Annotated in this window: 21 protein-coding genes and 1 pseudogene; 15 read left to right on the top strand and 7 right to left on the bottom strand. The window is 74.0% G+C overall.

The window, feature by feature from the left end; all coding sequences use genetic code 11:
- Positions 1 to 203 precede the first annotated feature (203 nt).
- Positions 204 to 1,004, top strand: a complete 801-nt coding sequence (locus J0670_RS07555) for an ABC transporter ATP-binding protein (RefSeq protein WP_207810613.1) — start codon at positions 204 to 206, stop codon at positions 1,002 to 1,004.
- The gene (locus J0670_RS07550; RefSeq protein ID WP_207810609.1) at positions 1,001 to 3,610 is read left to right on the top strand and encodes an ABC transporter permease; all 2,610 of its coding nucleotides are present in this window, start codon (positions 1,001 to 1,003) and stop codon (positions 3,608 to 3,610) included. Before J0670_RS07555 ends, J0670_RS07550 begins: the two co-directional genes overlap by 4 nt.
- Positions 3,611 to 3,659: 49 nt before the next feature.
- Here the strand turns inward: J0670_RS07550 and J0670_RS07545 are convergent, their stop codons facing one another.
- Entirely contained in the window at positions 3,660 to 4,301 is a 642-nt protein-coding gene (locus tag J0670_RS07545; RefSeq protein ID WP_207810608.1) for a phosphoribosyltransferase, read from the bottom strand.
- 178 nt (positions 4,302 to 4,479) lie between these two features.
- Between J0670_RS07545 and J0670_RS07540 the strand changes: the two genes are divergently transcribed.
- From J0670_RS07540 to J0670_RS07510, 7 genes are all read left to right on the top strand, one after another.
- On the top strand, positions 4,480 to 4,815 hold the full coding sequence (locus J0670_RS07540) for a hypothetical protein (protein ID WP_207810607.1): 336 nt from the start codon (positions 4,480 to 4,482) through the stop codon (positions 4,813 to 4,815).
- 219 nt (positions 4,816 to 5,034) lie between these two features.
- Positions 5,035 to 5,643 carry an ATP-binding protein gene (locus J0670_RS07535; protein ID WP_243436673.1) on the top strand — a complete coding sequence of 203 codons (609 nt, stop codon included), beginning with the start codon at positions 5,035 to 5,037 and terminating at the stop codon, positions 5,641 to 5,643.
- Complete coding sequence (locus tag J0670_RS07530; RefSeq protein WP_207810605.1) at positions 5,612 to 6,421, top strand: SigB/SigF/SigG family RNA polymerase sigma factor; 810 nt, start codon at positions 5,612 to 5,614, stop codon at positions 6,419 to 6,421. Before J0670_RS07535 ends, J0670_RS07530 begins: the two co-directional genes overlap by 32 nt.
- A gap of 181 nt (positions 6,422 to 6,602) precedes the next feature.
- Positions 6,603 to 6,965 carry a hypothetical protein gene (locus J0670_RS39020; protein ID WP_243436668.1) on the top strand — a complete coding sequence of 121 codons (363 nt, stop codon included), beginning with the start codon at positions 6,603 to 6,605 and terminating at the stop codon, positions 6,963 to 6,965.
- A gap of 137 nt (positions 6,966 to 7,102) precedes the next feature.
- Positions 7,103 to 7,339, top strand: a complete 237-nt coding sequence (locus tag J0670_RS07520; RefSeq protein WP_207810604.1) for a DUF6296 family protein — start codon at positions 7,103 to 7,105, stop codon at positions 7,337 to 7,339.
- A 152-nt stretch (positions 7,340 to 7,491) separates the two neighbouring features.
- Positions 7,492 to 8,139, top strand: coding sequence for a hypothetical protein (locus J0670_RS07515; protein WP_207810603.1), 648 nt, complete (start codon positions 7,492 to 7,494; stop codon positions 8,137 to 8,139).
- A 292-nt stretch (positions 8,140 to 8,431) separates the two neighbouring features.
- Complete coding sequence (locus J0670_RS07510; RefSeq protein ID WP_207810602.1) at positions 8,432 to 9,808, top strand: carotenoid oxygenase family protein; 1,377 nt, start codon at positions 8,432 to 8,434, stop codon at positions 9,806 to 9,808.
- Positions 9,809 to 9,843: 35 nt separating this feature from the next.
- Here the strand turns inward: J0670_RS07510 and crcB (J0670_RS07505) are convergent, their stop codons facing one another.
- Together crcB (J0670_RS07505) and crcB (J0670_RS07500) are read right to left on the bottom strand one after the other, a co-directional pair.
- On the bottom strand, positions 9,844 to 10,218 hold the full coding sequence (gene crcB, locus J0670_RS07505; protein ID WP_207810601.1) for a fluoride efflux transporter CrcB: 375 nt from the start codon (positions 10,216 to 10,218) through the stop codon (positions 9,844 to 9,846).
- Positions 10,215 to 10,667, bottom strand: a complete 453-nt coding sequence (gene crcB, locus J0670_RS07500) for a fluoride efflux transporter CrcB (RefSeq protein WP_207810612.1) — start codon at positions 10,665 to 10,667, stop codon at positions 10,215 to 10,217. The genes crcB (J0670_RS07505) and crcB (J0670_RS07500) overlap by 4 nt, the downstream gene beginning before the upstream one ends.
- A 285-nt stretch (positions 10,668 to 10,952) precedes the next feature.
- Here crcB (J0670_RS07500) and J0670_RS07495 point away from each other — a divergent pair, with 285 nt between their 5' ends.
- The 3 genes and pseudogenes from J0670_RS07495 to J0670_RS40190 form a co-directional block, all read left to right on the top strand.
- The gene (locus J0670_RS07495) at positions 10,953 to 11,120 is read left to right on the top strand and encodes a hypothetical protein (protein ID WP_207810600.1); all 168 of its coding nucleotides are present in this window, start codon (positions 10,953 to 10,955) and stop codon (positions 11,118 to 11,120) included.
- A gap of 152 nt (positions 11,121 to 11,272) precedes the next feature.
- On the top strand, positions 11,273 to 11,638 hold the full coding sequence (locus J0670_RS07490) for a hypothetical protein (RefSeq protein WP_207810599.1): 366 nt from the start codon (positions 11,273 to 11,275) through the stop codon (positions 11,636 to 11,638).
- Between the two features lie 329 nt (positions 11,639 to 11,967).
- Positions 11,968 to 12,489: pseudogene (locus tag J0670_RS40190) on the top strand (sigma 54 modulation/S30EA ribosomal C-terminal domain-containing protein); the annotation flags it as partial.
- 137 nt (positions 12,490 to 12,626) lie between these two features.
- On the opposite strand, the gene J0670_RS07480 reads toward J0670_RS40190, so the two are convergent.
- From J0670_RS07480 to J0670_RS07470, 3 genes are all read right to left on the bottom strand, one after another.
- Positions 12,627 to 12,986 carry a zinc ribbon domain-containing protein YjdM gene (locus J0670_RS07480; RefSeq protein WP_207810611.1) on the bottom strand — a complete coding sequence of 120 codons (360 nt, stop codon included), beginning with the start codon at positions 12,984 to 12,986 and terminating at the stop codon, positions 12,627 to 12,629.
- A gap of 312 nt (positions 12,987 to 13,298) precedes the next feature.
- The gene (locus tag J0670_RS07475; protein WP_207810598.1) at positions 13,299 to 14,837 is read right to left on the bottom strand and encodes a fatty acyl-CoA synthetase; all 1,539 of its coding nucleotides are present in this window, start codon (positions 14,835 to 14,837) and stop codon (positions 13,299 to 13,301) included.
- Between the two features lie 122 nt (positions 14,838 to 14,959).
- Entirely contained in the window at positions 14,960 to 15,379 is a 420-nt protein-coding gene (locus J0670_RS07470; protein ID WP_207810597.1) for a metalloregulator ArsR/SmtB family transcription factor, read from the bottom strand.
- A gap of 107 nt (positions 15,380 to 15,486) precedes the next feature.
- Between J0670_RS07470 and J0670_RS07465 the strand changes: the two genes are divergently transcribed.
- Positions 15,487 to 17,463, top strand: coding sequence for a heavy metal translocating P-type ATPase (locus J0670_RS07465; RefSeq protein ID WP_207810596.1), 1,977 nt, complete (start codon positions 15,487 to 15,489; stop codon positions 17,461 to 17,463).
- Positions 17,464 to 17,605: 142 nt separating this feature from the next.
- On the opposite strand, the gene J0670_RS07460 is transcribed toward J0670_RS07465, so the two are convergent.
- The gene (locus J0670_RS07460) at positions 17,606 to 18,697 is read right to left on the bottom strand and encodes a helix-turn-helix domain-containing protein (RefSeq protein ID WP_307806427.1); all 1,092 of its coding nucleotides are present in this window, start codon (positions 18,695 to 18,697) and stop codon (positions 17,606 to 17,608) included.
- A 171-nt stretch (positions 18,698 to 18,868) separates the two neighbouring features.
- On the opposite strand from J0670_RS07460, the gene J0670_RS07455 reads away from it, so the two are divergent.
- Positions 18,869 to 19,168, top strand: a complete 300-nt coding sequence (locus J0670_RS07455) for a PadR family transcriptional regulator (protein WP_207810595.1) — start codon at positions 18,869 to 18,871, stop codon at positions 19,166 to 19,168.
- Positions 19,165 to 19,950, top strand: coding sequence for a hypothetical protein (locus J0670_RS07450; RefSeq protein ID WP_207810594.1), 786 nt, complete (start codon positions 19,165 to 19,167; stop codon positions 19,948 to 19,950). The genes J0670_RS07455 and J0670_RS07450 overlap by 4 nt, the downstream gene beginning before the upstream one ends.
- The last annotated feature ends 81 nt before the right edge of the window (positions 19,951 to 20,031 follow it).

Raw genomic sequence — 20,031 nt, 5'->3', positions numbered from 1 at the left:
GCGCGACACGCGCCCCGGCACCTGCTGGGGCGCCGGGGCCCACTGCCGACCGCGGCCCCGATCGCGGCCTCGGGCCGGCTACCGGCACCCTGGGGATAACCCCACCCCGCTTCCGCCAGCAGCCTCCATGGTTCGCGATGGCCGCCGTTCCTAGCCTGGGTCGCATCGATGACCGACGACGATCCGCGAGGGAAGGCAACACCATGGCACGCCGCCACGATCGTTCCGGGTACGGGCCGACCGAACCTGCCGACCAGGCCCAAGCCGCGATCGAGTTGCGGGCGGTGCGGCGCAGTTACGGGCGTGGCGGTGAGACGGTGCACGCGCTGCGCGGCATCGACCTGGTCCTGGGGCGAGGCACCTTCACCGCCGTCATGGGCCCTTCCGGTTCCGGCAAGAGCACCTTCCTGCAGTGCGCCGCGGGCCTGGACAGGCCGACGTCGGGTGAGGTGTTCCTCGGCGGTGAGGAGATCACCGGCCTGAGCGAGAACCGGCTGACCGTACTGCGGCGCAGCCGGGTCGGGTTCGTGTTCCAGTCGTTCAATCTGTTGCCCTCACTGAGTGTGTTGCAGAACGTACTGCTCCCGCTGCGTCTGGCCGGTGAGCGTCAGGACCGTGGCGGGGCAAGGGAGTTGCTCGCTCAGGTCGGCCTGGGTGAGCACGCTTCGCGTCGGCCGGGCCAGTTGTCCGGTGGTCAGCAGCAGCGGGTGGCGATAGCGCGTGCGCTGATCACCCGCCCGGACGTGGTGTTCGCGGACGAGCCGACGGGTGCGTTGGACACCCGCACCGCGCACGAGGTGCTGGGGCTGTTGCGGCGCGCGGTGGACACGATGGGCGCGACGGTGGTCATGGTGACGCACGATCCGGTGGCGGCCTCGTTCGCCGACCGCGCGGTCTTCCTGGCCGACGGCACCCTGGCGGGCGAGTTGTACCACCCGGATCCGAAGTCCGTCGCCGACCGGATGGTCACGCTCGCCACCGGCCGGGTGGGGGCGGCGGCGTGAGCAACGGACTCGCGCGTGCCTCGGTGCGCTTTCGGCCCGCCTCCTTCGCGGGCACGTTCATCGCCCTGTTCTTCGGTGCGGCGGTCATCATGGCCTGCGGCACCATGCTGCAGACCGGCATCACCGCCACCGTGCCTCCGGTCCGCTACGCGAGCGCACCGGTCGTCGTCGCGGCCAATCCGGACGTCGAGATCGTCCGCAAGATCAACAAGAAGGAGAAGTCCGTCGAACGGCCCGTCTCCGACCGGGCCCGCGTGGATGCCGCCCTGGCTCAGCGCATCGCCGCGCAGCCGGGCGTGGCGGCGGCTCGTGCGGACTCCGCCTTCCCGGTCGATCCGGGCGGCGTGACGCCGGGCCTGACGGGGCGCGGGTACGCGGCGCTCGGCGTCGCCGGCAACGCGGACACCCTGGTCGAGGGCCATGCCCCCGTCGACGGCGAGGTCGTCCTCGACGCCGCCACCGCCCGCGACGCCCACCTCACCCCGGGCGCGAGCCTGAGCCTGGTCGCGCCCGGCGGCAGCGGCACCTACCGGATCTCCGGCCTGGCCGCGCCGCAGAGCGCCGGCCCCACCGTCTGGTTCGCGGACGACACGGCTGGGCGACTCTCCGGCCACCCCGGCCCCGTCGACGCCATCGCCGTCCAACCACGCGAAGGCGTCAGCGCCGGGGAGCTCGCCCGACAACTGCGCGACGCGCTGCGCGACACCGCCGACCAGAAGACCGCCGGGGCATCCCAGCCCGGGGCGTCCCCCACCGGGATCAGGGTGGTCACCGGCGATGCCCGGGGCTCCGTCGAGCAGCCGGCGCTCGGGGACGGCCGAACACTGCTCATCGCGATCGGCGGTTCCTTCGGCGGCACCGCGACCATGACGGCCGTCTTCGTCGTCGTGTCCACCATCGCCCTGGCCACCGGCCAACGAGCCCGCGAGTTCGCCCTGCTGCGCGCCGTCGGCGCGACGCCCCGCCAGATCCGCCGCACCATCGCCACGGAGGCGATGCTGGTGGCCCCCCTCGCCGGCGTGCTCGGTCTCATCCCGGGCGTGGCACTGGCCCGTTGGTGGTTCAACGGCCTCGCCTCGCGCGGCGCCGTCCCCAAGGGCGTCGAACTGGACGTCGGCCCGCTCCCCGCGCTCGTCGCCGTCGCCACCTGCCTGCTCGCCGCGCTGGCCGCCGGCTACCTCGCTGCCCGACGGCCCTCCAACCTGCGGCCCAGCCAGGCGCTCGGCGAGGCGTCGGTGACGGTGGGCCGAGCGGGCGTGATGCGGACTCTCCTCGGCGTGGTGGCCATCGCCGGCGGCGTGGTGCTGACCGTGGTCGCGGCCAACCTGAGCGGCGAGAACGCCGCCAACACCGCGCTCGGCGTGGTCATGTGCTTCCTGGTGGCCATCGCCCTGCTCGGCCCCTGGGTGGCGCGGATCGCCGCCGGGGTGCTCGGCCTGCCGCTGCGGGCGGGCGCGGGCGGTGCCTCCGGCTCGCTGGCCGCCGACAACGCCCGTGCCAGCGCCCGCCGACTGACGTCCGCACTCACACCCATCGCGATGGTCACCGCCTTCTGCGGCACCATGCTGTTCATCCAGAGCACCGTCCAGCACGCCACCGGCGAGCAGGTGCGCGACGGGATCACCGCCGACCACGTGCTCGGCTCCACCGGCCCCGGACTGCCCACCACCATCGCCGAACAGGTCGCCCGGGTGCCCGGCGTCGATGTCGCCGTGGGCGTGCTGCGCACCGGCGCCGTCTACCGCTCCGACGGCAAGCTCCGCTCCGCCAACGTCCTCGGCGTCTCCGGCGACCCGTCGAAGCTGCCCCGGGTCCTCGACCTGGGGGTGAGGACCGGTTCGCTCGCCGACCTCGCCCGGGGCACCGACACCGTCGCCCTCGACACGGCCCTCGCCGACAAACTCGGCCTCAAGGCCGGCGACCGCGCCTCCTTCTGGCTCGGCGACGGCAGCCAGGTACGACTGACGGTCGTCGCCACCTACGAACGCGGCCTCGGCTTCGGCCAGCTGATCCTGCCCAGGGCGGCCGTCGCCGCGCACGCCGGTGTGGCGTACGACAGCCAGGTACTGGTCGCGGACGCGCCCGGTGCCGACCACGCCGACATCGCCGCCCGGTTGGCGAAGCTCCCCGCCGGGGCCTCCGCCACCGCAACGGCCACGGCCGGCGGACTCACGGTGGCCGACCGCGCCGGGTACGTGGCTCAGACCGACCGCAGGCGCGAGGCCGGCGACTGGGCGAACTCCGTGATGGCGGGCGTGCTCGGCGGCTTCGCGGCGATCACCGCCGCCAACACGCTGGTGATGACCGTCCTGGACCGCCGTGGCGAGGTGGCCCTGCTGCGCCTCGCGGGCGCCACCCGCCGCCAGGTGCGCGGCATGATGCGCTGGGAGGCCCTGCTGGTGGCCGCGGCCGGGCTGCTGCTGGGCAGCGTGATCGCCTGGATCACCCTGGTCCCGATCGCCCGGGGCCTCGCCGGCGCCGCGCCGTACGTCCCGCCGGGCACCGCCCTGCCGCTGGCCGCCGCGGCCGTGGTGCTCTGCCTCGCCGCGACGGCCCTGCCGACCCGGGCCCTGCTGCGGACCCGCCCGCTCGCGGCGAACGACTGAACCACGTTCAGGTCCGCTTCCGCTCCGCGAGGTCGGGGCCGGCCTGGCCCTACACGTGCCCCCGCAGCAGGACGGCCGCCTCGCGGTCGGTGATGTCGTGGAACTCGCCGTACCAGGGGCCGGCTGCGTGTGCGTAGCGGGGCAGGTGGAGGCAGACCAGGTCGTCCACGTCCGGGCGCAGCTCGGCGGCGATCCGGGCGTCGCACAGCGGCGCCGCGAGGACCAGTCGCTTCGGGTGGCTGCCGGCCAGGGCGCGGACGGCGGCGCGGGCGGTGAGGGCGTTGATCAGGCCGTCGGAGACGAGGACGGCGGTGCGCCCCTGGACGCGGTGCCGGGTTCGGCCCTCCCGGTACAGGGCCTCGCACCGCTGGACCTCGGCGCGTTCGCGCTTGACGCTCGCGCCGACCTCCACCGGTGTGACGCCCAGGCTCTTCAAGGAGTCCCGGTCGAACAGCGGCGGGTCGCCGTCGGCGATCGCGCCGACCGGGCGGTCGTGGCCGGGTACGGCCAGCGGCCGCACCACCGCGACGTCGAGCGGCGCGCCCAGGGCGTCGGCGACCTCCACGGCGACCGGCAGCCCGCCGGGGGCCAGGCCGAGCACGACGAGCCCGCCGTCGCACCGGTCATGGACGAACGGGACCAGCGCTCGGGCGAGTTGGTGCCCGGCGGCACTGCGGTCGAGGAATCTCACGGGCGTGTCCTCCTCGGGGTCGTCGGGGTCCGCGGGTCAGACCTGATACACCCTGCTACCCGGCGGGTTCCCCGTCTGCGGGGCCTCTAACATCCGTCCGGTCGGTCGCGCGGCGTCGCGGTGTTAGGGCGCGCCGGAGCCGGGCAGCCGCTCAGACGAGGGGAGGGAGGTGGCGGCGATGGACGGGCCCGGGCTCTCCGGGCGGGAGCTGCGGATCCTGGCGGAGATCGAGGAGGGGTTGCGGACGGACGGCCAGCTGGACCGCGCCCTGCGCACCATGCGCCGCGGGCCCGTTCCGGCACTGGGCGGACCGCTGCGCGCGGCGGCGCGCGTGCCGCTGGCCGCGTTCGCGATGCTGCTGGCGCTCTCGGCGGGCCTGCTGGTGGTCAGCGCGGACGCGCACGCCCCCGCCGTACTGGCGGCCTTCGCCCTGGTGTGGGCGCCGACGGCCTTCCTGGTCCTTGCGCGGTTGGTCACCCACCGCAGGATCAGCGCTGAACCGAGGCGGCGGTGAGTCGTGTCCCGGAACGTGGTGCACCCACAGCGGTCGTACGGCCGGCCCGTCGCGCCCCCCGCCGGAGCGGGCCGGGAGACCAGGCGGCTCCCGCTCGCCGGTGGTGGCCGCGGCGCGGTGTGGCGCAGCCGCGAGTTCAGCCGCGCGGCGCTGCTGTCCTGGCACTGGCTGCCCGCCGCCGACGAGGAGCAGCGGGCCGTGGCGGAGGACGTCCTGCTCATGGTCTCGGAACTGGTCACCAACGCCTGCCTGCACGCCCCCGGCGGCCCGCGCGAGCTGCGGCTGGACTGGGACGGCGCGCGGCTGCGGGTGGAGGTCGCGGACGCCAGCCCGGTGCCACCACGGCTGCGCCCGTACCCGCCGGGACAGGGACGGCCCGGAGGGTACGGGCTGCGGGTGGTGGACCGGCTGGCCCGGGCGTGGGGCTCGGTGCCGGAGGGCGAGGGGAAGCTGGTCTGGTTGGAGGTGCCGTCCCCGCGAGGTGCCGTTCCCCGCTGGGCCGCCGACGGCCGGGGAACGCGATCCGGGGCGGCGAACCGTTTCGGCGCTGAATCGCGGCCCTGGTGGCGGGTAGGTAACGAGTGGAGCGCTCACGGTGGAACGCCGACCGCTGCCGCACCCCGACCGGGCCGTCGGACCGCGGTGTCGGGCATCCGCCCGAGGCCCAGGAGAGAGCACCGTGTCCACCGTTTCGGAAACCGCGTACCGGGCCCCGCCCGATCAGCCCTCACCGGATCCGCCCCCACCGGATCCGCCCGATCTGCCCCTGCGCCCGACCGGGGCGCAGCTGCGGGCGATGGGCAAGGCCGAGGCGCGCGAACTCAGTGACGCGCTGTTCGAGCGGCTGGCCGGGCTGGACCGGGAGACGCGCGCGTACAGCCGGGTGCGCGGCACGATCATCGAGCTCAACATGCCGCTGGTGCGGTTCATCGCGGCACGCTTCCGGCACCGACCGGAGGTCCTGGAGGACATCCTCCAGGTCGGCACGATCGGCCTGATCAAGGCCGTGGACGGCTACGACCCGCAGCGCGGCGTCGAGTTCGTCACCTACGCCATCCCGACCATCCTCGGCGAGGTCAGGCGGTTCTTCCGCGACACCTCCTGGCCGGTGCGGGTGCCGCGCAGCGTGCAGGAGCTGTACCTGGCCGTCGCGCGCGGCTCGGACCGGCTGGAGCAGGAGCTCGGCCGCCTGCCGCACCCGGCGGAGCTCGCGGAGGAACTGCACCTCACCGTCGCGCAGGCCACCGAGGGGCTGGTCGCCGGCCGGGTCTACCGCCCCAGTTCCCTGGACGCGCTGCGTGACCAGGACGGCGAGGAGAGCGGCGGTGCGATGCTCGACCGGCTCGGCGGCTGCGATCCGGGCATCGAACTCGCGGACTTCCGCACCGCCGTGCGCCCGCTGCTCGCCAGGCTGTCGCGGCGCGAGCAGACCGTGCTCAAGCTGCGCTTCTGGGAGGGCCGCACCCAGTCCGAGATCGCCGACCGGATCGGTGTCTCCCAGATGCACGTCTCCCGGCTGCTGAGCGCGACCCTGGCCCGGCTGCGCGAGCAGCTGGAGGACCGCGACGCTCCCGGCTGGGCGGGCACACCGGCGTTGGTGCCCTGACGGCGGAGCCGAACGGCCGGGTGAGAGGCCGGGTGAAAGACCAGGTGAAAGGCCGGGTGAAAGGCCGGGTGAAAGACCAGGTGAAAGGCCGGGCTGAAGGCGCCGCCGCGCGCGTGAACCCCGGCCGCCCGGGTAGACGCCACCCGGCGGGGGACCGGCGACGGGACGGAAGGGAATCCCCATGTTGCTGCTAGGACTCCTGCTGATGGCGGCCTCCGGGGCCTTCGTCGGCCTGCTGATCGCGGACAACCTCTCCGGCGGGCCCGACTACCAGGTCACGATCCTCGGCCACGACCTCGTGACGCTGAACAGCCTGAGCGTCTTCCTGGCCGGCGTGGCGCTCGCCCTGATCTTCTGCCTGGGTCTGGCCATGATGTGGCTGGCCCGGCGGCTCAGGGCCCGGCGGCTGCGGCGGGCGGCCGGACCGCCCCGGGCCCACACCGACGCCGATTCGCCGAGCCGGCCCGGATCCGCCGGATCGGGCGCGGCAGCGGAGGAACCCGCCGGGCACGGCGGCCGCGTCCGGCACCTGTTCGGCCACTGAGGGTGCCGCCTTCCGGGGACTCTGCGGGCTCCGAACCGCTCGGAGGGCCGAAACCCGTTCACTGTTCGTGTACAGCGAGCCGGGCGGGGAGGAGAATCGTTGACACGAGGCGGGGGGAGTCGGAGAGGAGCCCGGCCATGGAGAGCCCCAGTCGCCGCTATGCGGTGACCCTGCCCGGACCGGTGTGCGGGCACGGCCCACCGGCCGTCATCGTGGTCCACGCCACCGGAGTCCTGGGGCCCGGCGGTGGTCCGGTGTGGGAGAGCGTGGACGGATGCCTCCGGGTGGAGATCACGGGCGAGGTGGCCACGGTCCTGGCGGCCCCCGCCGGAGCGCCCCAACACCCCTGCCTGTACGCGGTGCCACTGCCGTGACCGCCGCCCGGCGGCCGCACCCCGGCCGCCGGACCTCAGCGCCCGCCGCCGTCCGATTTCCCGCCTCGCCCCCCATGCAGCCGTTCGTGGAGTTTGCGAATTCTTTGCCCGCAACTAAGGTGGTCGCCTACGAACAACCAGGGGGGAATCACATGGCCACGCGTGCCACCGGAATCGCCGCAGCCGCCGTCCTCGCCGCCGTGGTCGTCACCGGATGCGGCCCGTCGGACACCGCGACGAAGGTCGACACCCGTACGTCCGCGAGCACCGCGACCGCGGCCGTGCCGCTCGGAGAAGCCGAGCTCAGTGGGCGACTCCTCACCATGACGGACCTCGGCACCGGCTACGCACCCTCCAGCCGTGACGACCTCACCGTGCCCGGCTGCCCGGTGTACGACCAGCCGGGCGGCGGCGGTCTGCAATTCGCCACCAAGGTGACCGCGAAATTCTCCGGAACCACCGCGAATGGCAGCGGAACGCTGACCGAGGAATTGCACACCGACAGCCCGACGAAGCTCTCGGAAGGCACCAAGGCCGTATTCGACGCCTTCGCCAAGTGCGGGTCATTCGACATGTCCCTCGGCTCGACCCAGACCCAGGTCACCGTCAACCCCGCCGAAGCCCCCAAGCTCGGCGACGAGTCCTACGCCCAGCTGGTCACCCTCTCCGGCGGCCGGACGCTGGTCTACAAGCAGCAGGCCGTCCGGGCCGGCAACGTCCTCGTCGTCCTGACCGGAACCCCCGCCCTGGTCGACGCCCAACTGCCCCACGCCGTCGAGAAGGCCTGCGGATCGCACTGAGGCGGTGACGCGGTCTGAGCGTGCATCAGCCCGGGCGCACGGCTGAACCGCGAAGACTCCTTCGCGAAGAACCCTTCGCGAAGAAGTCCGGCCAAGGAGGTCATGGTGCCGGAGGCGGCCGAGCGCGGCGGGATATCGCTGGAGCGGGCCACCTGGCCGTCCGGCGTGATCGAGCGACTGGCCGCGACCGTCACCTGGCGGGGCGGTGGCTCGTTGGTCCGTGTGCGCCGTTCCCCCGCGTGCTGTTCCCTGCGCGCCGGCGGTACTCGGAAGCGGCGTGGAGGAGTCCGCGGTGTCCACCGTCACCAGTCCGTTCACCGGTTCCTACGCGCCGGTGGGCGAGGAGATCACCGCCTTCGACCTGCCGGTCACGGGGGCGATCCCGGCCGAGCTCAACGGTCGGTACCTGCGCAACGGGCCCAACGGGATGAGGGCGGACGATCCCCGGCCGCCGCACCTGTTCGCCGGGTACGCCATGGTGCACGGGGTGCGGCTGCGCGAGGGACGGGCCAGGTGGTACCGCAACCGGCTGGTCCGCAGCGCCGCCGTGGCCGAGGCGCTGGGGGAGCGGGCGCGCGCCGGCGCCTCGGTGCGGATCGCCGACGTCGCGCCCAACACCCACGTGATCGGGCACGCCGACCGTACGTTCGCGCTGGTCGAGGGCGGCTTCCGCCCGTACGAACTCTCCTACGAGATCGAGACGGTGGGCGCCAGCGACTTCTGCGGCACGCTGCCCGACGGGTTCGCGGCCCACCCCAAGCTCGACCCGGTCAGCGGCGAGCTGCACGCGATCACCTGGCAGCGCGACCGAGGGGTCCTGCGCCACCTGGTGGTCTCCCCGCAGGGCGAGGTCGTCCGCGCGGTGGACGTCGCGGCGCCGCACCGGCCGGTGGTGCACGACATGGCCCTGACCCGGAACCACGCCGTCATCCTCGACCTCTCGGCCCGGGTCAGCGTGCCCGCCAACCTCGCCCGCAGGACCTATCCGGCGGTCTGGGACGAGAGTCGCGGCGCGCGGATCGGCCTGCTGCCCCGCGCCGGCGGCGAGGTCGGCTGGTTCGACGTCGAGCCCTGCTTCGTCTTCCACACGCTCAACGCCTACGAGGACGGTGACCGGGTCGTCCTCGACGTGGTCCGCTACCCGCGGATGTTCGTCGACGGCGCGGTGCACGGCCAGAGCAGCCCCACCCTGGACCGCTGGCTCGTCGACACCGTCTCCGGCGAGGTCACCGAGACCCGCCTCGACGACCGCCCGCAGGAGTTCCCCGCGGTCAGCCCCGCCGTGGTCGGCGGCGCCCACCGCTACGGGTACTCCACCGTCGCCACCGATCTGCTCCGCCACCTCGCCGGGAGCGGCACCCCCGGCGCCCCGGCCCCGGAGGGCGCCGGCGACTCGCTGATCAAGCACGACCTGGACCGGCAGAGCAGCACCGTCCGCCACCTCGGCGCCGGGCGCTACACGGGCGAGGTCTCCTTCGTCCCGAGGGAGAACGCCCGGGCGGAGGACGACGGCTACCTCCTGGCCTACGTCCACGACCCGGACCGGGGCGCGAGCGACCTGGTCGTCCTCTCCGCCGAGGACTTCACCGGCGCCCCGATCGCCACCGTCCACCTGCCGGTCCGGGTGCCGGCCGGCTTCCACGGCAGCTGGATCCCCGACCCGGCCTGAGCCCGGCGCGAACGGATGCCCCCGGAGGGGTCACCTCACGCCCACAAGGCCTGGGCGAGCGCGTCGCCGGTGAACACCGCGCCCAGGCCGGCGAGGACGCTGCCGGCGACGTTCAGTGCCGCGTACAGGCCCGCCCCGGTCTCCGCCAGCCGCAGGGTCTCGTACGAGAAGGTCGAGTAGGTGGTGAGCGCGCCGCACAGGCCCGTCCCGAGCAGCAGTTGGAGCTCGGAGGAGGCGGCTCCGGCCGTCACGGCGCCGGTGACCAGGCCGAGCACCAGGCAGCCGACGACGTTGACGAGGAACGTCCCCCACGGGAACACCGAGTCGTGGCGGGACTGCACCGCCCGGTCGGTGAGGTAGCGCAGCGGGGCGCCGACCACCGCTCCCGCGATCACGAGCAGCCAGTTCACGCCGAGCCCGCCTTCCGGCCGATGAGCCGACGGGTCGCCGTCGCGCCCGCCCAGACCGACAGCAGCGCCGCCAGCACCGTCGCGGCCAGGTACGCCAGGCCGGCTCCGGCGTGCCCGGCCCGCACCAGCCGCTGGACGTCCACCGCGTACGTGGAGAAGGTGGTGAACCCGCCCAGCACGCCGGTGCCGAAGAACGGCCGGACGAGCGGGTGCGCCGCCCGCACCTCGGTGATCAGCGTCAGGAACACCCCGATCACCGCGCACCCGAGGGCGTTCACCAGCAGCGTCGACCAGGGGAAGGCGGACGGGCCGACCGGCCACGCCAGCGCCGCCGCGTAGCGCGCGCTCGCGCCGATCGCGCCGCCGAGCGCGACCACCGCGACGGCGGGCAGCTGGGTGCGGGCGGGAGTGCGACGCGCGGGAGCCGGGGGAGCGAGGGGCTCGACCACCGTTCGGGCCCGGGGGGCCTGCGGGCTGTCCGTGGACACGCTGCTCCTACTCGTACGGCACCCGGACACACGGGTGCGACCGTCACAAGTAGGGACCGTTGGCGGCGGATTCCGCGGTTCGGGTACGGCGGGCCCCACCGCCGTCCAGCGCGAGGACGCGCTGCTCACGACACCCTACCGCTCCGCCCGGGCAGGGCTTGCGTACCCCCGGGGGTATATTGGCAGGGCAAGTCGTCCCATAGCCACCTCATAGCCACCCCGTACGGATCGAAAAGGGAGACCGGTATGTGCCGTCGAGTCGTCTGTCGCAGCTGCGGAAAGCAGACCTACGCCGGGTGCGGGATGCACGTCGAGCAGGTTCTGGCCGGAGTGCCGAAGTCCGGCCGCTGCGACTGCTCCCCGAAGGAGCGCGCCGGCGGCGGCTGGCTCGGAAGGCTCTTCGGCCGCCGCTGAGCCGCCCGGCCCCCTAGACGCCGGTGGCGCGAGTGACGTGACGACGCGCCGGAGGTTCACTCGCCCGAGTGATTGTTACGCTACGCACATTGATGGACACTCATAGTGCACGGAGGGCTCGTGGGGGCCCTCCCGATGTGAGGAGGGCCATCATGGCCGCACCCGAAGCATCCACCTCTTCCTCGGTACCGCAGATCGCGGGCGGCTCGGTGCCCGCCAGCCCGGAGCAGCGCCTCGCGGACGTCGGCGGCAACGTCGGCGACGTGTGGCGGGCCTGGTGGACGTGGACCCCGGGCAACGGGACGTTCAACCTCCAGCTCCAGTGGAACGTCATCGGGATCGACTCGACCGTCGTCATCACCGCCTCCGAGATCGACTCCAACGGAAACCGCTTCGTCGGCGCCGCGGCCTTCCAGGTGTCGAGCATCGCCCCCGGCAATGGCGTGGTGACCTTCAAGATCAACATCGGCTGGAACAGCCCGCTGCCGATGCGCACCGACGTCCTGGTCTTCAACTGACCGGAGTCCTCAACCGGCCTGGCCTTGAAGCCCGGTGACCCGCGACGAGAGTCCGGGCCACCGGGCTTCGGGCTTCGCGCAGCTCCTCAAGGGCCGGCCGGGGACCTCCGGATCCCGCGCACCGGGACTGCCGGCGGCCACAGGAGGGTCGATGGCCCCTGCTGCGGGGGCCGCCGCGATCCGAGGATCTAGGTAGCGAACACGGCCGCGGCGGTGGCGGGTTCGACTCCCGGAGCGTTCCGGGGCGAGCCCTCCCACCCGCCGCCGACGGGAGCAGGTCACCCTGCTGCCGGTGCCCGGCCGGATTCCTTCACCGGAGAGGATCTTCCATGAACCCCCTGCAGAGCCCGCCCGCCGTCGACGTCCAGGTGACGACCCGGGGCGCGGTGTCCCTGGCCGCGCCCGACTACGCGCGGGAGAAGATCGAGGCCGTGCTCGGGCAGATCCACGAGCCCGTGCTCGCGGCCCGGGTGAAGCTGACCCAGGAGGCCCACCACGTGGTCGCCCGCCCGTCGCTGGCCCAGGCGGTGGTGGACCTCAACGGCCGCCCGGTGCGGGTCCACGTGGCGGCCGCGACCATGCGGGAGGCGGTCGACCTGCTCCAGGACCGGCTCGGTGCCAGGCTGGCCCGGGTCCGGCGGCAGCGCCACGCGGCGCCCGGCACCTGGGTCGACCGGGACGGCGACGCGCACCGCCCCGAACGGGTCGCCCGGGCCGAGGAGGAGCGGCGGATCGTCCGGCACAAGGCGTACGGCCTGTCGCGGCAGAGCGCCTGGGCGGCGGTGGGGGACATGGAGGCCATGGACTACGACTTCCACCTGTTCACCGACGCCGTGAGCGGGTGCGAGAGCGTGGTCTACCGGGACGGCCGTACCGGCGCGCACCGGCTGGCCTCGTCCGGGGCGGCCCTCGACCCGACCCCCGGGCTGTCGGTCAGCACCGTCGCCGTGCCCGAGCTGACGGTCGCCGGGTCCCGCTCCGAGGGCCGTCAGGCCTTCTTCACCACGCTGGACTTGAGCTGCATCGCGCCGAAGCCCTCGATGCGGCAGTCGATGTCGTGGCCGTCGACGCCGTCGACCAGGCGGATGTTGCGGACCTTGGTGCCGGCCTTGATGCCCGAGGCGCTGCCCTTGACCTTGAGGGCCTTGACGACGGTCACGGTGTCGCCGTCGCTCAGCACGTTGCCGACCGAGTCCCGGATCACCCGCTCACCCGCACCGGCCCCCTGCTCGGCACCGCCCTCGGCGGGCACCCACTCATGGGCGCACTCCGGACAGACCATCAGGCCGTTCATCTCGTACGTGTACTCGCTGGAGCACGAGGGGCACGGGGGGAAGTTGTCGCTCATGTGTTCATTGTCCAGGTTGCTTCGACGGATGTCTTGCGTGGTCAGCGGTGCTGCGCGGTGAGTGGCGCCGCGCGGTCCGGCCGGGCGCACCCTTCGCCGGTCCAACAGCAGGCCAGCATGTATGGACATGAAGAATTTTTCAAATCGCTTGTCGCGCGTGATGCGGACACGTGCGGTAGCGCCCCACGCGGTACCGGCCGACCGGCCGCTCCTCGGGCCGCTCCTCAGACCGTGTGCTCGGTGACGAAGCCGGCGATGGCGTCCTGCCGAGCCGGTGACCCGGGCCGTCCGCCGGGGCCGTCACCGCCCCCGCTACCCCGAGAGCCGCGCGCGGAGTTCGCGCTTGAGCAGCTTTCCGCTCTGGTTGCGCGGCAGGTCGGGGACGAAGACGACGCTCTTCGGGACCTTGTACGGCGCCAGGCGGCCCTTCACATGGGCGATGATCTCGGCGGCCGTGGGCGCGGCCGAGGGCGCGGCGGCGGGCTTGAGGACGACGAAGGCGGTGACCGCCTCCATCCACTTCTCGTCGGGGGCGCCGATCACCGCCACCTCCGCCACCGAGGGGTGGGTGTAGACGGCCTCCTCGACCTCGCGGGAGGCCACCAGGACGCCGCCCGTGTTGATCACGTCCTTGATGCGGTCGACGACGGTGAGGTAGCCCGCCTCGTCGGCGAGGACCAGGTCGCCGGAGTGGAACCAGCCGTCCCTGAAGGCCTCGGCGCTCTCCTCCGGCGCGTCCCAGTACCCGAGGCACAACTGCGGTGAACGGTAGACGAGTTCGCCGGGAGTGCCGGGCGGCACCTCGGCCCCGTCGCGGTCCACGACCCGGGCCTCGACGAACAGGACGGGACGGCCGCAGGACGAGGGGCGCTGGGCGTGCTCCTCGGGGCGCAGCACGGCGGCGAGGGGCCCGACCTCCGACTGGCCGAAGCAGTTGTAGAAGCCCACCTCGGGGTAGCGGGCGCGCAGCCGGTCGAGCACGGTCACCGGCATGATCGAGGCGCCGTACTGCGCCTTGCGCAGCGAGGACAGGTCGCGCACGTCGAGGTCGGGGTGGTTGGCGAGCGCGACCCACACCGTCGGCGCGAGGAACAGCGAGCCGATCCGGTCGGCCTCGATCCGCCGGAGCACCTCGGGGAGGTCGGGCGCCTCCATCAGGGCGACGGAGGCGCCGACGGCGAGGTAGGGCAGCAGGAAGACGTGCAGGCCGGCCGAGTGGTAGAGCGGCATGCAGATCAGCGGCCGGTCGTCGGCGCGCAGGTCGAGGGCGACGATGCTCGACACGTACGCGTGGACCAGGGCGCGGTGGGTCATCTTCGCGGCCTTCGGCCGGGAGGTGGTGCCGGAGGTGTAGAGCAGCTGGGCCAGGTCGGTGTCGTGCACCGGGGCGCCGATCTCGGGCACGGGCCCGGTCGAGGCCGCGGTGAGCAGCGCGTCGTCGCCGTCGCGCAGCGGCACCACCCGCTCGAGGTCCAGCCGGTGCCGTACGCGTTCGACCTCCGGGGTCAGCGCGGGGTCGCTCAGGACGACCCGGCTGCCGGACCGCTCGATCTGGTAGCTCAACTCATCGCCGGTGAGCGCGTAGTTGACCGGGACGTGGACCAGGCCGGCCCGGGCGCAGGAGAGGAATGCGATCGCGTAGGCGTCGGAGTTGCGCCCGTACGCCGCGACCCGGTCGCCGGGGCGCAGCCCCAGGCCCAGCAGGTGGGCCGCGGCGCGGCTGACCGCGTCGTCGAGTTCGCGGTAGGTCCAGCCGCGGTCGGCGAAGGTGAGCGCCGTACGGTCCGGTGACCGGCGGGCGCTGCGGCGCAGCAGGCCGTCGATGGTGCCGCCTCGGGGATCGTCGAGCATGGTCGCGGTCTCACTTCCGGGTTCGGGCTCCGTGGGGAGGGAGGACCGTGCCCTGGCCGCGCCGGCCGGGCCCGGCCGATCCTCGCGGGGAGGGATCGGGGACGGGAGGGGCGTGCCGCCGGTCAGGGGGTGGTGAGCGCGGCCGCGTCGTCGGCGCGGTCGTCGTCCGCGGTGTCGAAGTCGGTGTCGGTGGCGTCGCTGAGGCCGAGCCGCAGGTGCTCGATGTGGTAGACGGCCTGGTCGAGGAGCTCGGCGACGTGGTTGTCGTACAGCGCGTACACCACCGAGCGGCCCCGGCGCTCGCCCGTCACCAGGCCCAGGTTGCGCAGCAGCCGCAGCTGGTGGGAGCAGGCGGACTGCTCCATGGCGACCTCGTTGGCCAGTTCGGTGGCGGCGCAGGGGCCTTCGCGCAGGCGGGAGAGGATCAGCAGCCGGGACGGGGTGGCCAGGGCCTGCAGGGTGGTCGCCACCCGGGCCGCGCTGGCGGCGTCGAGGGGTGTGCGCGGGACGGCGTTCTTCGCGGGAGCGGCTCCATGACCCATGCGGCCAATACTACAACCCATACATGAATGGATGTTCATGTGTTCCTGTATGGTGGGAGGAGTCGTCACAGTCCTGCCCGCATCCGGCCCGAAGGGTCTCCTTTGCCATGTCCTCCACCCTGATCGAGCGCCCCGCTCCCGGCTCGGCCACCGGGCCCGCCGGCGCCGCCCCGCGACGGCGCACCCGGGTGCTCTCGCTGCCCGAGGCCCGGTGGGCCGCCGCGGCGACGGTGCTGTTCCTGATCGCGCTGCCGCTGCAACTGACCGGCGCCCCGGCCTGGACCTGGGGCCCGCTGTACGCCCTCGCGTACGCGGCCGGGGGCTGGGAGCCGGCCTGGGCGGGACTGCGGGCGCTGGGGGAGAAGACCCTCGACGTCGACCTGCTGATGATCGTGGCCGCGCTCGGGGCGGCGGCGGTCGGGCAGGTGATGGACGGGGCGCTGCTGATCGTCATCTTCGCCACCTCCGGCGCGCTGGAGGCCCTGGCCACCGCCCGTACCGCCGACTCGGTGCGCGGACTGCTCGACCTCGCGCCCGCCACGGCCACCCGGCTGCTGGACGACGGCACCGAGGAGGCGGTGCCGACCGAGCGGCTCGCCGTCGGCGACACCGTGCTGGTCCGGCCCGGCGAGCGGATCGGCGCCGACGGCCGCGTTCTGGACGGCGTGAGCGAGGTGGACCAGGCCACCATCACCGGCGAGCCGCTGCCCGTGGCCAAGGAGCCCGGCGACGAGGTCTTCGCCGGCACCCTCAACGGCACCGGCGCCCTGCGGATCAAGGTCGAGCGGGACGCCTCCGACTCGGTGATCGCCCGGATCGTGCAGCTGGTCGAGGAGGCCTCCGAGACCAAGGCGCCCACCCAGCTGTTCATCGAGAAGGTCGAGCAGCGCTACTCGGTCGGCATGGTCCTGGCCACCCTCGCGGTCTTCGCCGTCCCGCTGGCCCTCGGCGCGGCCTTCACCGGCTCGCTGCTGCGGGCGATGACCTTCATGATCGTCGCCTCGCCGTGCGCGGTGGTCCTGGCCACCATGCCGCCGCTGCTCTCCGCGATCGCCAACGCCGGCCGGCACGGCGTGCTCGTGAAGTCCGCCGTCGTCATGGAGCGCCTCGGCCAGGTCGACGCGGTCGCGCTGGACAAGACCGGCACCCTCACCGAGGGCACCCCAAGGGTCACCGACCTGCGCCCCCTGCCCGGCTCCGGCCTCACCGAGGAAGAGCTGCTGGCGCTCGCCGCCGCGGCCGAGCACCCCAGCGAGCACCCGCTGGCCCGCGCCGTGGTGGACGCCGCCCGCACCCGCGGCCTGGCCCTCGCCGTGGCGGGGGACTTCTCCTCCGCCCCGGGCGTCGGCGTCACCGCCACCGTCGACGGCCGCGCCGTCGCGGTCGGCGCCCCCGCCCGGCTGCTGACCGGCCCCGAGGGCCCCGCCGCCGAGGCGGCCGCCGAGCTGGAACGCGAGGGGCGCACCGCCGTCCTCGTCCTCGCCGACGGCTCCCCGGTCGGCGTCCTCGGCATCGCGGACCGCCTGCGCCCGGACGCCGCCGCCACCGTCGCCGCGCTGACCACCCTGACGGGCACGGCGCCGATGCTGCTCACCGGCGACAACCCGCGGGCCGCCGACCGCCTGGCCGCCGAGGTCGGCATCGCCGACGTCCGCGCCGGGCTGCTGCCCGAGGACAAGGTCGCCGCCGTCAGGGAGCACGAGCGCGCCGGTCGGAAGGTGCTGGTGATCGGCGACGGCGTCAACGACGCCCCCGCGCTCGCGGCCGCCCACACCGGTGTCGCCATGGGCCGGGCCGGCTCCGACCTCGCCCTGGAGACCGCCGACGCGGTCATCGTCCGCGACGAACTCGCCACCGTCCCCGCCGTGGTGGCGCTCTCCCGCCGGGCCCGCTCCCTGGTGGTGCAGAACCTGGTGATCGCCTCGGTGTTCATCTCCGTGCTGGTGGTCTGGGACCTGGTCGCCACCCTGCCCCTGCCGCTCGGCGTGCTCGGCCACGAGGGCTCCACCGTCATCGTCGGCCTCAACGGCCTGCGGCTGCTGCGCGAGGCGGCCTGGACCAGGGCCGGGGCCGAGGGCCGCTGAGGCCTGACGGAAGGCCGGGCCCGGCACGCTCCCCCGTGGCGTGCCGGGCCGCACGTCAGAATGCCAGGACGCGGACCGGCGGTGTTGGCAATGCGTCCACGGTTCCTTGGCGCTGCGTCTACTGTTACTGCGTCTACTGCGTCTACTGCGCGCCCGCGCACCCGGACAGCGCCCGCTGCCGGTGCTCGCTGGGCGAGATCCCGTACGCGGCGCGGAAGGCGCGGCTGAAGTCGGAGGCGCTGACGATGCCCCAGCGGGCAGCGACGAGGTGGACCGGCATGGTGCGCAGCGCGGGGTCGGCCAGGTCGCGGTGGGCCCGCTCCAGCCGTCGGCGGCGGATCCAGGCGGCGACCGTCTCGCCCTGCGAGTGCTGGCCGAAGAGGCGGTGCAGGTAGCTGACGGAGATGTGGTGCGCGGCGGCGACCGCGGTCGGGGTGAGCTCGGGGTCGTGGAGGTTGCGCCGGATGAAGGCCCGCACGCTCTCGATCAGGGCCCGCCGACGGGCCTCCTCCGGCAGCGCGGTCTCGGTGTCCGTGAGCCGGGAGAGCCAGGCGGCCACCAGATCGACCACGACCGTTCCCAGCCGGGGCGCCTCGGCGGGCCCCAGGGCGGTGGCCTGCCGGTCCAGACCGACGAGGAACTCCGAGAGCAGCACGCTCGTGCCCTCCTGCGCGGGCAGCCGCCGGCCGAACAGGTCGCGCAACTGGTGCGGGGGCACCGGCAGCAGGGCGGCGGGGAAGTCGATGCCCAGGGCGTCGACCCGGGGCTCGCCGAGGCCGGGGCCGGGGCCGGAACCGGAGTCGGAACCGGAGTCGGAACCGGAGCGGGAGCCGGGCCCGGCCCCGGGGCCCTGGGAACGGGGGCCGAAGGTCGTCAGGTCGTACGGCTTCGAGCTGTTGGCCATGTGCAGGTCGCCCGGTCCGAACATCTCCGTCCGGTCGTCACCGTGCGTCAGTGCCATGCCGCCGGAGAGCACCAGGGTCAGGTGGTACAGCCGCGCGTCCGAGCGCCGCACCCTGCGCTCGCTCCGCCGGAACCGCGCCGCCGGGAAGGAGCTTCTGAGCATGGTCACCGGTCCGAGCTCCAGGCGCCGCATCTCCGCCTCGAAGTTCCCGGCGTGGGCGCTGGTCACCTCGCTGTCGCGGGTCTGTTGCACCAACTCCCGCCAGTGGTCGAACCGTTCGCCTGCGGGCAGGTCCTCACCCCGGATCGTGCTCGCCGTCGTCGCGGCCACTGTCCGCTTCCCCCTTCGGTTTTCCGCCCCGCCGGTCGGCGAGGCCTTCGTACCCGACATCATCGGTCAGCCGGTCCCGGTGGTGATCGGCGCGGTACGGAATCGGTAGTACGTGGAGCGTAGTTCGCGGCACGTAGTAGGGTGCTGCTGCGTCGAACCGGAAGGGGCAGGATGCATGCCAACGACGCCCAGACGCTGGTGCTCTGCGCACTCGCGGACGGGCCGCTGCACGGATACGCCGTCAACACGGCGATCGAGGAACTGACCGGGGAGCGGCTGGGGCCCGGCAGCCTCTACGGGGCCCTCGCCAGGCTCGAATCGAAGCGGCTGATCGAGCCGTTCGACGGACAGGGGCGCCAGCGCCCGGTACGGCTGACACCCCTCGGCCGCGAGGTGCTGGAACGCGAACTGCGGGCCATGGCCAGGGTCGCCGACGCCGGACTGCGGAGCCTGGGGGTGAGCCCCGCGTGAGCATCGTCGTCCGGAGCCTGGTGCGGCTCTACCCGGACGCCTTCCGGGAACGCTGGGGAGCGATGGTGGAGGACGAGGCCCGGGGGACCGGCTGGAAGTCCTGGCCCAACCTGGTCGTCGGCATCGTGGACATGTGGCTGCACCCGGCGGTCTGGCCCGCCGACTCCCCGGCGCAGCGCCAGCGGCGGGTGGCCACCATGGGCATCACCGTCGCCCTCGCCGCCTGGTTCCTCGGCCACCTTGCCGCCGAACAGGCCGGCCCGCTGCCCGCCGAGGCCGTTCGGGAGGCGGTCATGCACGGCTGCACCGTCCTGCTGCTGCTCGGCATCGCCCTGGTCGCACCCCTGCCCCGGCCCACCCCCGGCGCCGCGATCACCCTGCTGAGCTGGGCCGTCCGCCGCCTGGCCGGACCGACCGCCCTCGGCACCGTCGTGGTCGTCCTGGTGCACGGCGGCATCGACGCGGACGCCTCGCCGCCGACCCTGCGCACCGCCGTGCTCGCCGCCTGGTGGATCGCCCTGGGCCTCGGCGCGATCCAGATCCCCCGGATCTTCACCGGCGTCGGCGCGGACGCGGTGGTGCCGCCGGGCCCGGGCCGCCTGAGGGCCGGCGTCTGGACCCTCGCCGGTGCCAGCGCCACCGGCGGCGCGACCCTCCTCGGCGGCTCGGTCACCGGCGCCGGCCTCCACCCGCTCGGCGCCGGCATCGGCGTGGGCCTCCTGCTGCTGACCGCGGTGTGCGCGGGCACCCTGCGCGACCTGCGCGGCCTCCCGTCAGCCTAGGACCCGCCACCCGGCGGGCCGCCCCGACCACTTGGACGGTGCTCATGCCTGAACTGCCCCGCTCCCTCTACGCCCTCTACA

The organism is Streptomyces sp. FH025 (assembly GCF_017427025.1).
Lineage (GTDB): Bacteria > Actinomycetota > Actinomycetes > Streptomycetales > Streptomycetaceae > Kitasatospora.
Note: the sequence above shows the minus strand (reverse complement) of the source record. Positions and strands in the feature narration are given on the sequence as shown.

What these genes read in the sequence shown, in the direction of transcription:
- J0670_RS07455 (WP_207810595.1), top strand. Translation starts at nt 18,869, where the DNA reads ATGCATGCCAACGACGCCCAGACGCTGGTGCTCTGCGCACTCGCGGAC.
- J0670_RS07470 (WP_207810597.1), bottom strand. Translation starts at nt 15,379, where the DNA reads ATGGGTCATGGAGCCGCTCCCGCGAAGAACGCCGTCCCGCGCACACCC.
- J0670_RS07540 (WP_207810607.1), top strand. Translation starts at nt 4,480, where the DNA reads ATGGACGGGCCCGGGCTCTCCGGGCGGGAGCTGCGGATCCTGGCGGAG.
- J0670_RS07535 (WP_243436673.1), top strand. Translation starts at nt 5,035, where the DNA reads ATGGTCTCGGAACTGGTCACCAACGCCTGCCTGCACGCCCCCGGCGGC.
- J0670_RS07465 (WP_207810596.1), top strand. Translation starts at nt 15,487, where the DNA reads ATGTCCTCCACCCTGATCGAGCGCCCCGCTCCCGGCTCGGCCACCGGG.
- J0670_RS07515 (WP_207810603.1), top strand. Translation starts at nt 7,492, where the DNA reads ATGGCCACGCGTGCCACCGGAATCGCCGCAGCCGCCGTCCTCGCCGCC.
- J0670_RS07475 (WP_207810598.1), bottom strand. Translation starts at nt 14,837, where the DNA reads ATGCTCGACGATCCCCGAGGCGGCACCATCGACGGCCTGCTGCGCCGC.
- J0670_RS07530 (WP_207810605.1), top strand. Translation starts at nt 5,612, where the DNA reads ATGGGCAAGGCCGAGGCGCGCGAACTCAGTGACGCGCTGTTCGAGCGG.
- J0670_RS39020 (WP_243436668.1), top strand. Translation starts at nt 6,603, where the DNA reads ATGTTGCTGCTAGGACTCCTGCTGATGGCGGCCTCCGGGGCCTTCGTC.
- J0670_RS07520 (WP_207810604.1), top strand. Translation starts at nt 7,103, where the DNA reads ATGGAGAGCCCCAGTCGCCGCTATGCGGTGACCCTGCCCGGACCGGTG.
- J0670_RS07490 (WP_207810599.1), top strand. Translation starts at nt 11,273, where the DNA reads ATGGCCGCACCCGAAGCATCCACCTCTTCCTCGGTACCGCAGATCGCG.
- J0670_RS07480 (WP_207810611.1), bottom strand. Translation starts at nt 12,986, where the DNA reads ATGAGCGACAACTTCCCCCCGTGCCCCTCGTGCTCCAGCGAGTACACG.
- J0670_RS07495 (WP_207810600.1), top strand. Translation starts at nt 10,953, where the DNA reads ATGTGCCGTCGAGTCGTCTGTCGCAGCTGCGGAAAGCAGACCTACGCC.
- J0670_RS07555 (WP_207810613.1), top strand. Translation starts at nt 204, where the DNA reads ATGGCACGCCGCCACGATCGTTCCGGGTACGGGCCGACCGAACCTGCC.